This window comes from Poseidonibacter lekithochrous (assembly GCF_013283835.1).
Taxonomy (GTDB): Bacteria; Campylobacterota; Campylobacteria; order Campylobacterales; family Arcobacteraceae; genus Poseidonibacter; species Poseidonibacter lekithochrous.
The window spans coordinates 2,984,765-2,998,308 of the sequence record NZ_CP054052.1 but is presented as its reverse complement, the minus strand read 5'-3'; the positions used below and the strand labels follow the sequence as shown (position 1 = coordinate 2,998,308).

Below are 13,544 nucleotides of genomic sequence, written 5' to 3'. Positions count from 1 at the left end.
TATCATTTAAATAACGAAAGATAAATTAATTTTATTAAAGTCTAAGAGTAGGGGGTATTATAAGTTAGTTATTGAGGGTTGATTTATATTTTCTAAGATATATTTTCTGAAAGATTCAAATACCGCATTTTTAAATTTATTCTTATGATAAACCATATAACAATTTCTTTCAAATTTCATATTGATAATATCAATTTTATAAAGTAGATTATTTTTAAGTTCATCTTCTACACTTTTAGCAGGTAAAATAGAAATAGTGTCTTTATGTTGTTTTAGTATTTGTTTTATAGCCAAAGCATGTTCTAATGCTAAAGTAATATTAAGTTGACTTTTTAACTCACCTAAGTAATCAAAAAATACTTTCATTACTCCTGAGCTTTCTTCTCTAATTATCCATTCTTTATTAAATAGTTGATCAATATAAAAACTTTTTTTTGTAAGTTCTTTATCTGAACTAACAACTATTAGTTCATCTTTATATAATAGTTCTTTAATAATATTTTTATCTTTTATTTCACTTTCTACAAACCCTACATCTATTTGCCCCATATTAATTAAAGAGATAATTGAGTTATAGTCTTTATAAAAGTGGGTGATTTTAACATCATTATAAGTTTTATTATAATCATAAAGGATAAAAGGTAATACATATACTCCAATTGTATTTGTTGCTGCAACTTTTATATTTCCAAGGAGTTTATGCTTTGAGAATTTGTTTTGAAATTCTTTTAGACTACTTAGTATTGGAAGAATTTCTTCATATAGTATTCGTCCTCTTTCATTTATTACTAGTTTTTTCCCAATTCTATCAAACATTTTTTCATTAAATTCTTTTTCAATAGTTTTAATAGTTATAGAGATACTAGGTTGTGTCAATTTCATATTAACTGATACTTCTGTTAGATTAGTTGATTCAGCAACACTAACAAATATATCCATTTCTCTGATTGTCATATAAATCCTTTTATCTATTTACTTCTGATATGTTAACATTAATAGTTAATAAAAAAATAAATATTGCCAAAGTCTTACTAACTTACTAAAGTTTACGTTTTAATTAAATACTGGTCTAAAAAAACTTCTTTCATAAGAAATAATACAATCAGTCTCTTCTGCATACTTAAATGCATCTATACACTCATTGTCATTAAATGAATCATTTCTATAGTTCTCATATTCTGCTAAAGATGGAAATGTAAAAAGAGCTAAAGCAATATTATTAGCACCTTCACTTGGCATAAAATATCCATGATGAGTTCCACCGAATTTATTAACTAATGGAATCCATAGTTTTGCATAATGTTCAAATTCCTTAATTTTCTTTGGGTCAATTTTGTAGTTTAAATAACATGTAATCATTTCTTTCCTTTATATAAAAATATATTCTATTGTTTTTTATTCATTTTTTATATTAAAAGAATGCTAATAATTGTTATTTATAAAATTATGTATTTCTTTATCCCTTCGCATAAACCCTAAACAAAACTAACCTAAACTCTAATTAAGGTTACTTTCAGTATAATTCGCAACTTTTTTAGTAAACTCAACAGTTTCCTAGGATTGAGTATCGTCCCAACAAAAGTAGGGAGTAAGCGAGAAGCTTGAACAGAGCTTATCTGTTCAACCAATTTTAATAAAGGAAAGAAATGCCTACAATCAATCAGCTTGTAAGAAAAGAGCGAAAAAGAGTGATTAAGAAATCAAAATCACCAGCTTTAGAGAAATGTCCACAAAGAAGAGGAGTATGTACAAGAGTATATACTACTACACCAAAGAAACCTAACTCGGCTTTAAGAAAAGTTGCAAAAGTTAGATTAACTACTGGTTTTGAAGTAATTTCATACATTGGTGGAGAAGGTCATAACCTTCAAGAGCACTCGATTGTTCTAGTAAGAGGGGGTAGAGTTAAAGATTTACCTGGTGTTAAGTATCACGTTGTAAGAGGTGCCTTAGATACTGCTGGTGTTGCAAACAGAACTGTTGCAAGATCTAAGTACGGTACTAAGAAACCAAAGAAATAAGTAGAAGGATAATAAAATGAGAAGAAGAAAAGCTCCAGTTAGAGAAATTATGGCTGATCCTATCTACAATAGTAAAGTGATCACTAAATTTATTAACACAGTAATGTTAGACGGTAGAAAATCTACTGCACAAAAAATCATGTATGGTGCAATTGCAAACTTAGATGCAAGAGGTGAAGAAGCTGGAATCGAATTATTCGAAAAAGCTATTGAGAACATCAAACCACTTTTAGAAGTTAAATCTAGAAGAGTTGGTGGAGCTACTTACCAAGTACCAGTTGAAGTTAGACCTGTAAGAAGACAAACTTTAGCATTAAGATGGTTAGTTGACGCAGCTAGAAAAAGAAACGAAAGAACTATGGTTGAGAGATTAGCTAATGAGTTATTCGAATCTGCAAATGAAAGAGGATCATCTTTCAAGAAAAAAGAAGATATGCATAAAATGGCTGAAGCCAACAAAGCATTCGCTCACTACAGATGGTAATCGTACTGTAATTAATTACATACATACAATTAAAAGGGTGTTTCACACCCTTTTTTTTTATCGTTTTTAAGATATAATCACGACAATATATAAAACTAAAAGGAAAACTTAAGATGGCAAGAAAAACTCCTCTTAATAGACTTAGAAATATCGGTATTGCGGCTCATATTGATGCAGGTAAAACTACAACTACTGAAAGAATTTTATTCTACACAGGTGTTGAGCATAAAATCGGTGAGGTTCATGATGGTGCTGCTACTATGGACTGGATGGAACAAGAGCAAGAAAGAGGTATTACAATTACTTCTGCAGCTACAACTTGTAACTGGACTCACCCTAAAACTAATGAAGAATTAATGATTAACATTATTGATACTCCAGGTCACGTTGACTTCACTATTGAAGTTGAGAGATCTATGAGAGTTCTTGATGGTGCTGTTGCTGTATTCTGTTCAGTTGGTGGAGTTCAACCTCAATCTGAAACTGTTTGGAGACAAGCAAACAAATATAGAGTACCAAGAATGATTTTCGTTAATAAAATGGATAGAACTGGTGCTGATTTCTTCAACGTTGAAGAGCAAGTATCTACAAGATTAAAAGCTAATCCTGTTCCAATTCAAATTCCTATCGGAGCTGAAGAAAACTTCCAAGGTGTTGTTGATTTAGTTGAGATGAAAGCAATCGTTTGGGATCAAGATGCTGCAATGGGTTCTAACTACCATGTTGAAGATATTCCTGCTGAATTACAAGATTTAGCTGACGAATATAGAGAAAAAATGGTTGAATCTGCTGCTGAGCAAGATGAAGAGTTAATGGAAAAATACCTTGAAGGTGAAGAATTAACTAATGAAGAAATTGTTGGAGCTCTTAAAAAGGGTTGTTTAGCAATGGAAATTACTCCAATGACTTGTGGTACTGCATTCAAAAACAAAGGTGTTCAAACTTTACTTGACGCTGTTGCTATGTATATGCCTTCTCCATTAGAAGTTGAAGACATCAAAGGTGAAACTCAAGATGGTGAACCTGTTGTTGTTGAATCTACTGATAGCGGTGAAGTTGCAGGTCTTGCATTCAAGATTATGACAGATCCATTTGTTGGACAATTAACTTTCACAAGAATCTATAGAGGTGTTCTTAAGTCTGGTACTTACGTAATGAACTCTACTAAGATGAAAAAAGAAAGAATCGGAAGACTTCTTAAGATGCATGCTATCAAAAGAGAAGAAGTTACTGAATTATATGCTGGAGAAATCGGTGCAGTTGTTGGTTTAAAATCTACAATCACTGGTGATACTTTAGCTTCTGATACAGATCCAGTAATCTTAGAGAGAATGGATTTCCCAGAACCAGTTATTTCTGTTGCAGTTGAGCCAAAAACTAAAGCTGACCAAGAAAAAATGGGTATTGCTTTAGGAAAATTAGCTCAAGAAGATCCATCATTCAGAGTTGCTACAGACGAAGAATCTGGTCAAACTATTATTTCAGGAATGGGTGAATTACACCTTGAAATTCTTGTTGATAGAATGAAAAGAGAATTCTCAGTAGAAGCTGAAGTTGGTGCTCCTCAAGTTGCATATAGAGAAACTATCAAAAATGCAGTTAAACAAGAGTACAAATACGCTAAGCAATCTGGTGGTAAAGGTCAATACGGTCACGTATACTTAACAATTACTCCATTACCTGCTGATTCTGAAGATAATTACTTATTTACAACATCTATTAAGGGTGGATCTGTTCCAAAAGAATATGTTCCTGCTGTTGATAAAGGTTGTCAAGAAGCTATGGCTGGTGGTATCCTTGCTGGTTACCCATTAGTTAACATTGCAGTTGATTTATATGATGGTTCTTACCATGATGTTGATTCATCTGAAATGGCATTCAAACTTGCTGCTTCTATGGGATTCAAACAAGGTTGTAGAAGTGCTGCTGCTCAACCTGTAATTCTTGAACCAATTATGAAAGTTGAAATTGAAACTCCTGAAGATTATATGGGAGATGTTATCGGTGACGTTAACAAAAGAAGAGGACAAGTTCAATCTATGGATGATAGAGCTGGTGTTAAACTAGTTGTAGCAATGATTCCATTAGCTGAAATGTTCGGTTACTCTACAGACTTAAGATCTATGTCTCAAGGTAGAGCAACTTACTCTATGATTTTCGATAACTACATGGACGTTCCTAAGAATGTTTCTGACGAAATCATTAAAAAGAGAAATGGTTAATAACTAAATTTAGTTTCTAACTATTACTTATAAAAAGCCCCGACTTATGTTGGGGCTTTTTTTTACTTCAAAAAACCCTTTTAATAGAAAAAATATTACAAATTGTAATTATAAACCTCTTCATAATATAATTATGTTAAAATCTGCCAATATTAAATAAGGGAATAACAGTTTGAGAATAAACGAAAAAACTGAATTATTAAACAATCCTACAAAAGCAGGAATTATATTAAAGCCTTCAAGCCCAGAATTAAAAGAATCATATTTTAAAATTAAAGATATGTTTTATAGTGTTGGGATTGATGTTATTTTAGAAAGTAATTCTGCCACTATGATAAAAGAGAAAGGTATTTCTTTAAATAAGCTTTGTAATGAAGTTGATTTTTTAGTATCTGTGGGTGGTGATGGAACATTATTATCAGTAGTAAGAAAATCTTTTAATTATGAGAAACCAGTATTAGGAATTAATCTTGGAACTTTAGGTTTCTTGACTGATATTAATATGGATGAATTAGAAAAATTCCTTAGTGATTTTAAATCTGGGGTTTATAGAATTGATAATAGAATGATGGTTGAAGGGGCACTAAACCTTAATAGTTTTGTAGCTTTTAATGATATTGTTATTTCAAGAAAATCAATCTCATCTATGATTTCAATAGATGCAAAAATAGATGGAAAACCTTTTAATTCATATTATGGAGATGGGGTTATAGTTTCAACTCCTAGTGGATCTACTGCTTATAATTTATCTGTAGGTGGACCTTTAGTTTATCCTTTAACTGAAGCTTTTATTATTACACCTGTTGCTCCACACTCATTAACACAAAGACCTTTAGTAATGCCTGCTGATTTTGAAATAGAATTTACAATTTCAGATAATCAAGGTGCGGTTGTTATTGTAGATGGACAAGACATTTATGAAGTTGAACAAAATGAATCAATTAAAATTAGAATTGCAAGTAAAAAAGCAAAAATGATTCATAGAATAGAGAGAAACTATTTTGATGTACTAAACGAAAAGTTAAGATGGGGTAATTAAAAATGATTAATAGGATTTATTTAAAAGATTGTCTTTCTTTCAAGGAAGTAGATTTAGAGTTTAAAGAAGGACTTAATGTTTTCACAGGACCAAGTGGAGCTGGTAAATCCATATTAATGCAAGCTATTTTATCTCTTTTTTCACTCTCTGATGTTAAATCATCATTAGGAGAAGTATCACTTATTGATTCGAAAATTAAAGATGAAGCTTATGATATTGAAATTGATGATGAAATTATTATCAAAACAATAAAAAAAGAAAAAGTGAGATTTTTTCTAAATAATCAGAGTATTTCAAAAAAGAATCTAAACTCTTTTTCTTCAACTCTAATCAAACATCTAAATCTAAAAGATACATCTGATTTCCAAAGTACAAAACTAATTAAATTTCTTGATAGTCTAGCTTTGAAAAGAGATAAGAAATTCTCATCTTTAAAAGAAGAGTTTGATTCTAAATATGAAGATTTAGCTAAATCTAGAAAAGCTTTAAAAAAGATATTGGAAGACGAATCAAAACTTGAAGATTTAAAAGAGTTTGCTAAATTTGAGATTGACAAAATTGAAGCTATTAATCCTCAAATAGAAGAGTATGAAGAGTTAAATCTAATAAAAAGAAAACTTGCTAAAAAAGATAAAATTGAAGATGCAATTAAAAATGCTAATGGAGTATTAAATTTTAATTCACAAGTTTCAACTGCATTAGAATTAATGGAAGAAGATTCATCTTTTTTTGATGAGGCTATTAATGAGTTAAACAATATCTTTGAAAAGTTTAGTGATTCTTTATATGAATTAGAAGATGTTAATATCGAAGAAGTTTTAGACAGAATAGAAAAACTATCATCTTTACAAAAAAGATTTGGTTCAATTGCTGAAGCTATTGAATATAAAGAAACTAAGAAAAAAGAGTTAGAATCTTATGAAAATATCTCATTTGAGAAACACCAACTAGAAAAGAAAGTTTCAAAATATAGTGAAGAAGTGATTTTATTAGCACAAAAGATTTCGTCTTTTAGATTAGAATCAGCAGCTATTTTAGAGAAAAAAATAAACTATTATTTAAAGTTTTTATATTTATCAAATGCAAAGATTATCATTAACAATAAAGAATTAGATTCTAATGGTATTGACTTTATTAATTTTGAATTAAATGGTGTAAACCTTGATACTATATCATCTGGAGAATTTAATAGGCTTAGGCTAGCACTACTTACTTCTATGAGCGAATTTGACATTGTAGATAATGGTGTTTTATTCTTAGATGAAATTGATGCTAACTTAAGTGGAAAAGAGAGTGATGCAATTTCTAAGGTTTTAACAAAGCTATCAAAATCCTATCAAATATTTGCAATATCTCATCAACCACAACTAACATCTACTTCAGAACAGCACTTTTTAGTTGATAAACATGCTGGTATATCTTCTGTAAAATTATTGACTGATAAGCAACGAATATCAGAAATAGCACGTATGATCTCAGGTGAAAAAATAACAGATCAAGCTGTTGATTTTGCTAAAGATTTATTAAATAAATAAGTACTAAAAACTTATTTATTTCCTTTTTATACTAGATTAATTTAGGAATAAATAAAATAATATTTTTTAATATTTAATCTAATTTATATTTATTTCTTGATATAAGTCAAAAAATAAATCCTAAAATGTTACTATAATATACAAAATAAATAAGAAAATTCAAAAAAACAAAAAAAAGTTAATTTTAACGTAAGATTAAATTTAATTATCTTTAATATAACTTTTACTTCTCATTATCAAAATCAACCCAATTTTTTGCTACCTTCGTGCTATTTACTCAAATATAATAAGTAGTCTTTATAATATATATACATAAAATTTATAATAAAATTTCCACCTCTTATAATAAGAAAAATTAATACTTCACCATTTAGTTTTTATTAAGATATTAAAACTATAATTAATCTGTTTTACAAGGTATTTTTTACAATACTAATATAATAAGGAGGGGAAATGACAAAAGTTAGCGAGATTCAAGAAAAAGAATTATCAACTACTTCAGAGCCAAAACTAAGTAGAAGAAATTTTTTCAAGAAGACTGCAATCTATTCCGCCGGAGCTGTAGCAGCTGCTAGTTCTGTAGCACCTATTAAAGCAAAAGCTGATGATGAGAATATTACTCATCATGTTGAATGGGGAACAAAATTAGGGGATAAGGTAGATAAATATCCTTATGGTGTACCTTCACCTTATGAGCATAATAACGTTAGAAGAGTAAATGATCTTTTATCTTCTGGTGATAGATATGCTACTGTTTCAATGTCACCACTACATCAACAAGAAGGAATCATTACTCCAAATGGTTTATTCTTTACTAGAAACCATGGTGGTACTGCACATATTGATCCAAATAAATTTAGATTAATGATTCATGGTTTAGTTGAAAAACCAATTGTTTTAACTTTAGAACAATTAAAAAGATATCCATCTGAAAGTCGAATCCATTTTATTGAATGTCCTGCAAATGGTTCAACTGGATGGAGAGGACCACAATTTAACAACCTTCAATTTGTAAAAGGAATGATGAGTTCTGCTGAATGGACAGGTGTTAAATTAAGTGTTCTTCTTGAAGATTTAGGTATTAAACCTGAAGCTCAATGGATGTTAGCAGAAGGAAGTGATAACTCTGAAATGGGAAGAACTATTCCAATTGAAAAAGTTCTTGATGATGCAATGCTTGTATGGGGACAAAATGGGGAACCATTAAGACCTGAGCAAGGATATCCAGTTAGATTATTAGTTCCAGGTTGGGAAGGTAATTTAAATGTTAAATGGTTAAAAAGATTAGAATTTTCTGATAAACCATGGCATGCAAAAGAAGAAACTTCTAAATATACTATGTTACAACCAAATGGAAAAGCTATTAATTTCTTCTGGCCAATGGAAGTTAACTCTATTATTACTTCTCCCTGTCCTGAGCTTCCATGGACTGATCTTAAAAAAGGTGATATGGTTGAAATTTCTGGTATTGCTTGGTCTGGAAGAGGAAAAATTAAAACTGTTGATATTTCACTTGATGGTGGTAATAACTGGGTTCAAGCTGAACTTAAAGGTTTAGTACTTCCAAAATCTTGGACTAGATTCTCTTTCATTACTAGATGGGATGGAAAGAAAAAAGTTTTACTAAGTCGAGCTATTGATGATAGTGGACATATTCAACCTTCAATTGATAAATTAGTTGATACTGTTGGTGTTGAAGGTATTTATCATAGAAACCCAATCGTTGGATGGGAAGTAACATCTAAAGGAGTTGTAAATAATGTTCATGTTAGAAGCTAAAAAATTATTTATAGGTGCAAGTGTTGTAACTTCAGTTTTATTAACTGGATGTCTAGCAGCAAGTACTCCTTCAGGAAGTGAATCAGAATTAAAAAAGAATATTGACGGTGCAGTTATTTATCCTATAACAAATGGTAAATATGATGCATATGCCGTTAGTAAACAAGAAACAAAAGGTTTTAGTTCATATGGTCGTACTCCAACGACAAAAGAAGTAAAAGCTTGGGATACAGATGTAATGCCTGATGGGTCTGGTTTACCAGAAGGTAAAGGTTCTGTTGAAATGGGTGATGAATTATATCACGAACAATGTTCTATGTGTCATGGTGACTTTGGTACTGGTGGAAAAGGTTATCCACCATTAGAAGGTGGTCATGGAACTCTTAAAAATCAATTAGGTTTAGAAGGTACTGAAGGTCCTAGAAAAACTATTGGTTCATATTGGCCATATGCTAGTACACTATTTTGGTATATCAAAACAGCAATGCCATTCCCTAATCCTAAAAGTCTAAGTGATGATGAAGTTTATGCAATCACTGCTTATTTATTATCAGTAAATGGTATTCAAGTAGCTGGTGAAGAAATGGAAGATGAGTTCGTACTTGGCAAACATAACTTTATGGATGTTAAGATGAACAATGAAGATGGATTCTATCCAGTTCATCCAGATAGAAAAGATTTAAAAGAGATGAGAAAACCTTTGGCACAAGGTGAACGATGTATGGTAAACTGTAATCAGCCAAAAGCTGTTTCGATTAAATCTGAATTAGGTGGTTTTGATCCGGCAATTTCTACTGAGAAATCTTGGCCAAAAGATAATAACTCTGAGGCTTCTACTTCTGTAGCAGCAGGTTCTTATGAAGCATCTTGTAGTGCTTGTCATTCTAATGCAGCAATTGGTGCGCCAGTTGTTGGAGATAAAGAGACATGGGCTGAAGTAGTTTCAAAAGGTATTGATACTGTATACGCTAATGGTATTAATGGGATTAATGCAATGCCACCGAAGGGTGGTAATATGGATTTATCAGATGCACAATTTAAAGAAATTGTTGATTATATGATCAACTCTAGTAAATAAAAGGGGAAGCAATGAAATTAATTAAGAATTTACTAATAGCTGGTGCTATTAGTAGTTTCGCGTTTACTGGTGCACTAGCAAGTGATATGTCTTTAGTTAAAAAAGGTGAAAAAATCTTTATGACTAAAAAACTTGGTAACTGTCTAGCTTGTCATGCAATTGAAGGTAAAGAAGTAAATGGACCTGGTAGTTTAGGACCAAAACTTCAAGCTTTACAATATTGGCCAGATGAAGCTTTATATCAAAAAATTTATGACCCATATACAACTAATCCAATCTCAGCAATGCCTGCATTTGGAAAAAATGGTTGGTTAAGTGATGGTGAAATTAAAGCACTAGTTGCATATTTAAAGACAATTAAATAATTAAAAGGAAGAGAAAAATGAATAGAAGAAATTTTTTAGGACTAGGTCTAGGTGCATTAGCTGTATCAATGGCTCCATCTACATTAAGTGCTGTTAACTTTAGAGAAACTAAACCAAAAGCATGGACTGCAACAAAAGTTGATGAAGGAATGAAAGAAATTTTCGGAACTACATCTACTACAAACGGAAAAGTAAAATTAAAAGCTCCAGATATTGCTGAAAATGGTGCGGTTATTCCTTTAACTGTATCTTCTAAATTAGCTGGTTCAAAAGTGGCAATTTTCCAAGATGCAAATCCAGAAGCTACAGTTGCTGTATTTACAGTTCCTGCAGGTGGAATTATTGATTACTCTGTAAGAATCAAAATGGCAAAAACTGGTACAGTTACTGCTGTAGTAGAAGAGGGTGGAAAATTATATTCTGCTTCTAAACTTGTAAAAGTAACTATCGGTGGATGTGGTGGTTGATTTAATTCCAACTACTTTAAAATAAATTAATAAACAAAATATAAAAGAATAAGAAAAAGGAATTAAAATGGCTAAAAAGACTAGAATTAAAGCAAAATTAAAAAAAGGTATTGTAACTGTAAAAGCATTAGCTAACCATGCAATGTTAAGTTACCAAGAAGCAGAAAAAGCGAAAAAAGAAGTTAACTTCATCACTAGTATGGTTGCAAAAGTTAATGGAAAGATTGTATACGAAGTATCAACAAGTCAATTCTTATCAAAAAATCCTTATGTTAAATTCAAATTTAAGGGTGCAGAAAAAGGTGATAAAGTTGAATTCACTTGGACTGATTTAAAAGGTAATACACAAACTGATTCTAAGAAAATTAAATAATTAATTTATCAGAACACAAATAACTTAACTAAGGAGAGATGTATGTTATTAAAATTCGCGAAGACAACTGCATTACTTGCATTAACTGTATGCTCTTTAAATGCAGCTGATTTTAATGCTCAAGCTGAAAAAGATAGAATTGCTTTAATCAAATATTTTGAAGCAAAGTTTGAAGATCCTGAAAAAAATAGAAATACATTCTTCCCGTATTCTACGGATAATGAATTGAAAAATTCTATTGCTAAAGGTTTAAAACACCAAGATTTCGCAAAAGGTAATTATGCCTTTAATATTGATGGTAAAGCACAATATGAAGAAATTAAAGAGATGCCACCTTATGAAGACGCTATTGAAGCTGGTGAAGCTTTATATGGTAAAACATTTAAAAATGGTAAATCATTTGCTTCTTGTTTCCCTGATCCAACAATTGGTGGAAACTATCCATATTTTGATGAAAAGAATAAAGAGGTTGTAACATTAGGGGTTGCAATTAATGAATGTCTTACATCAAATGGTGAAAAAGCTTGGAAGATGAAAAAAGGAAATATGGCTACATTACAAGCTTATTTCGCTTATGAATCAATGGAAGCTGAAAAAGAAATTGCAATTAAAATTGGTAGTGCAGATGCACAAGAAGCATATGAAAATGGTAAAAAATATTACTACTCTCAAAGAGGATATTTAAAACTTTCTTGTGCAACTTGTCATATTCAAGGTGCTGGTCAAAGAGTTAGAAATGAAAAATTATCTCAACTTCTTGGTCAAACTACTCACTTCCCAGTTCATAGACTTAAATGGGACGGCTTAGGAACATTAGAGAGAAGAATGGCTGGATGTGTTAAAGATGAAGGTCAAGTACCACCAAAAGCTGATAGTAAAGAGATGAGAGAATTATTATACTTTATGGCATATATGTCAAATGGTATGAAAATTGACGGTCCAGATATTAGAAAATAAATAGGGGATGATTATGAAAAAAATATTAAAAGTAACATTAGCGGCTACTGTAGCATTTTCATTATCTAGTTTTCTTAATGCATCTGAAGTGTCAAAACTTGATGTTAAAAAAACTTGTGATGTAAAAGCAAATGGAATTAAAAATGTAATTGCTACTGCTGATAAATACAATGCAATGGCTAAGAAGCAAGGTCTTGAGTTTATGAGATTAGGTATGAAAACTTCTCAATATATTTCAGGAGTTAATTCTGCTTTAAAAACAGGTTCAAAAACAGTTGATATCTTAAATAAAAAGAAGAAAAAAACTGGAACAGTTACTGTTGATTATGCTGCATGGAGAGCTTGTTCTTTCGCAATTAGAGCATTACAACAAAATGAAGAAGCAAAAACAGCATGGAGCTTGGCAGTTCCGGGTGATGGGTATAAATACTAATCATTTTTAAATGTTGTAAATAAAAGTCAAGATTCACATCTTGGCTTTTTTTATCATAGTTGTTTATTTTAAATAATAAATATTATTGTCAAATTATTAAATTAGGGGAGAAAATGAAAGTATTAAAGAAAATATTAGTTGCTTCTGCAATTACAGCATTATGTTCATCTGGAAGTTTAGCAAATGAAGGTTCTTCAAAATTTGTTCCAATTTCTAAGGGTGTTAAATCTATTGATATGAATTTAAATGGTGAGAAATTTACTCTTATGAGAAACCAATCAAATACAAGTAAAATATCTCCTTTATATGAGACAACTTTTAGAGGAGCACCACAACCTATTAAATTAAGAAACGATGTTGATACGGTTGGGGAATTAGAATTTATTGATTACATGAAAAAAGCTCAAAATGATGAAACAATTGCAATTGTTGATTCACGAAAGCCAGGATGGTATGCAAAACTTAGAATTCCTGGTGCTATAAATGTTCCTTTTACTGGATTTAAATCTAAAGAAGGTGCTATTGAAGCAATGGAAGATGATTTAGGTGTTGTTGAAAAAACTGATGGAACACTAGATTTTTCTAAAGCCAAAACAATTGTTGCTTATTGTAATGGTTATTGGTGTGGACAAACTCCAGCTATGGTAATAAATGCAAAATACTCTTTATTAAATATGGGTTACCCTGCATCAAAAATTAAATACTACAGAGGTGGTATGCAAGCATGGACTTCTTTAGGTTTCACTGTTGTTGGTGAAGCTAACTAAGTTTAGAATATTTTAAAGGTTATA

At 30.6% G+C, this 13,544-nt stretch carries 15 protein-coding genes; 13 read left to right on the top strand and 2 right to left on the bottom strand.

Annotated elements, in window-relative coordinates; translation table 11 throughout:
• Positions 1-57: 57 nt before the first annotated feature.
• Together ALEK_RS14490 and ALEK_RS14485 are read right to left on the bottom strand one after the other, a co-directional pair.
• Positions 58-954 (bottom strand): LysR substrate-binding domain-containing protein, encoded by an 897-nt coding sequence (locus ALEK_RS14490; protein WP_071626870.1) that lies wholly within the window; start codon positions 952-954, stop codon positions 58-60.
• A gap of 99 nt (positions 955-1,053) precedes the next feature.
• On the bottom strand, positions 1,054-1,359 hold the full coding sequence (locus ALEK_RS14485) for an NIPSNAP family protein (RefSeq protein WP_071626871.1): 306 nt from the start codon (positions 1,357-1,359) through the stop codon (positions 1,054-1,056).
• Between the two features lie 287 nt (positions 1,360-1,646).
• On the opposite strand from ALEK_RS14485, the gene rpsL reads away from it, so the two are divergent.
• The 13 genes from rpsL (at position 1,647) to ALEK_RS14420 (ending at position 13,520) form a co-directional block, all read left to right on the top strand.
• Positions 1,647-2,021, top strand: a complete 375-nt coding sequence (gene rpsL, locus ALEK_RS14480; protein WP_071626872.1) for a 30S ribosomal protein S12 — start codon at positions 1,647-1,649, stop codon at positions 2,019-2,021.
• A 16-nt stretch (positions 2,022-2,037) separates the two neighbouring features.
• Complete coding sequence (gene rpsG / locus ALEK_RS14475) at positions 2,038-2,505, top strand: 30S ribosomal protein S7 (protein ID WP_071626873.1); 468 nt, start codon at positions 2,038-2,040, stop codon at positions 2,503-2,505.
• Between the two features lie 113 nt (positions 2,506-2,618).
• The gene (gene fusA / locus ALEK_RS14470) at positions 2,619-4,727 is read left to right on the top strand and encodes an elongation factor G (RefSeq protein ID WP_071626874.1); all 2,109 of its coding nucleotides are present in this window, start codon (positions 2,619-2,621) and stop codon (positions 4,725-4,727) included.
• Positions 4,728-4,899: 172 nt separating this feature from the next.
• Positions 4,900-5,766: an NAD(+)/NADH kinase gene (locus ALEK_RS14465; protein WP_071626875.1), complete on the top strand. Its 867-nt coding sequence runs from the start codon at positions 4,900-4,902 to the stop codon at positions 5,764-5,766.
• 2 nt (positions 5,767-5,768) lie between these two features.
• The gene (locus ALEK_RS14460) at positions 5,769-7,301 is read left to right on the top strand and encodes an AAA family ATPase (RefSeq protein WP_071626876.1); all 1,533 of its coding nucleotides are present in this window, start codon (positions 5,769-5,771) and stop codon (positions 7,299-7,301) included.
• Between the two features lie 453 nt (positions 7,302-7,754).
• Positions 7,755-9,080 (top strand): sulfite dehydrogenase, encoded by a 1,326-nt coding sequence (soxC, locus tag ALEK_RS14455; RefSeq protein WP_071626877.1) that lies wholly within the window; start codon positions 7,755-7,757, stop codon positions 9,078-9,080.
• Entirely contained in the window at positions 9,061-10,158 is a 1,098-nt protein-coding gene (locus ALEK_RS14450; RefSeq protein WP_071626878.1) for a c-type cytochrome, read from the top strand. The genes soxC and ALEK_RS14450 overlap by 20 nt, the downstream gene beginning before the upstream one ends.
• 11 nt (positions 10,159-10,169) lie before the next feature.
• Positions 10,170-10,523 (top strand): sulfur oxidation c-type cytochrome SoxX, encoded by a 354-nt coding sequence (gene soxX, locus ALEK_RS14445; protein ID WP_083574645.1) that lies wholly within the window; start codon positions 10,170-10,172, stop codon positions 10,521-10,523.
• A 17-nt stretch (positions 10,524-10,540) separates the two neighbouring features.
• The gene (soxY, locus tag ALEK_RS14440) at positions 10,541-10,990 is read left to right on the top strand and encodes a thiosulfate oxidation carrier protein SoxY (protein WP_071626879.1); all 450 of its coding nucleotides are present in this window, start codon (positions 10,541-10,543) and stop codon (positions 10,988-10,990) included.
• A 67-nt stretch (positions 10,991-11,057) separates the two neighbouring features.
• Positions 11,058-11,363: a thiosulfate oxidation carrier complex protein SoxZ gene (gene soxZ, locus ALEK_RS14435; RefSeq protein WP_071626880.1), complete on the top strand. Its 306-nt coding sequence runs from the start codon at positions 11,058-11,060 to the stop codon at positions 11,361-11,363.
• Positions 11,364-11,405: 42 nt separating this feature from the next.
• On the top strand, positions 11,406-12,320 hold the full coding sequence (soxA, locus tag ALEK_RS14430; protein ID WP_071626881.1) for a sulfur oxidation c-type cytochrome SoxA: 915 nt from the start codon (positions 11,406-11,408) through the stop codon (positions 12,318-12,320).
• A 13-nt stretch (positions 12,321-12,333) separates the two neighbouring features.
• Positions 12,334-12,753: a hypothetical protein gene (locus ALEK_RS14425; RefSeq protein ID WP_087148725.1), complete on the top strand. Its 420-nt coding sequence runs from the start codon at positions 12,334-12,336 to the stop codon at positions 12,751-12,753.
• Positions 12,754-12,866: 113 nt separating this feature from the next.
• Positions 12,867-13,520 (top strand): rhodanese-like domain-containing protein, encoded by a 654-nt coding sequence (locus tag ALEK_RS14420; RefSeq protein ID WP_071626882.1) that lies wholly within the window; start codon positions 12,867-12,869, stop codon positions 13,518-13,520.
• Positions 13,521-13,544: the final 24 nt, after the last annotated feature.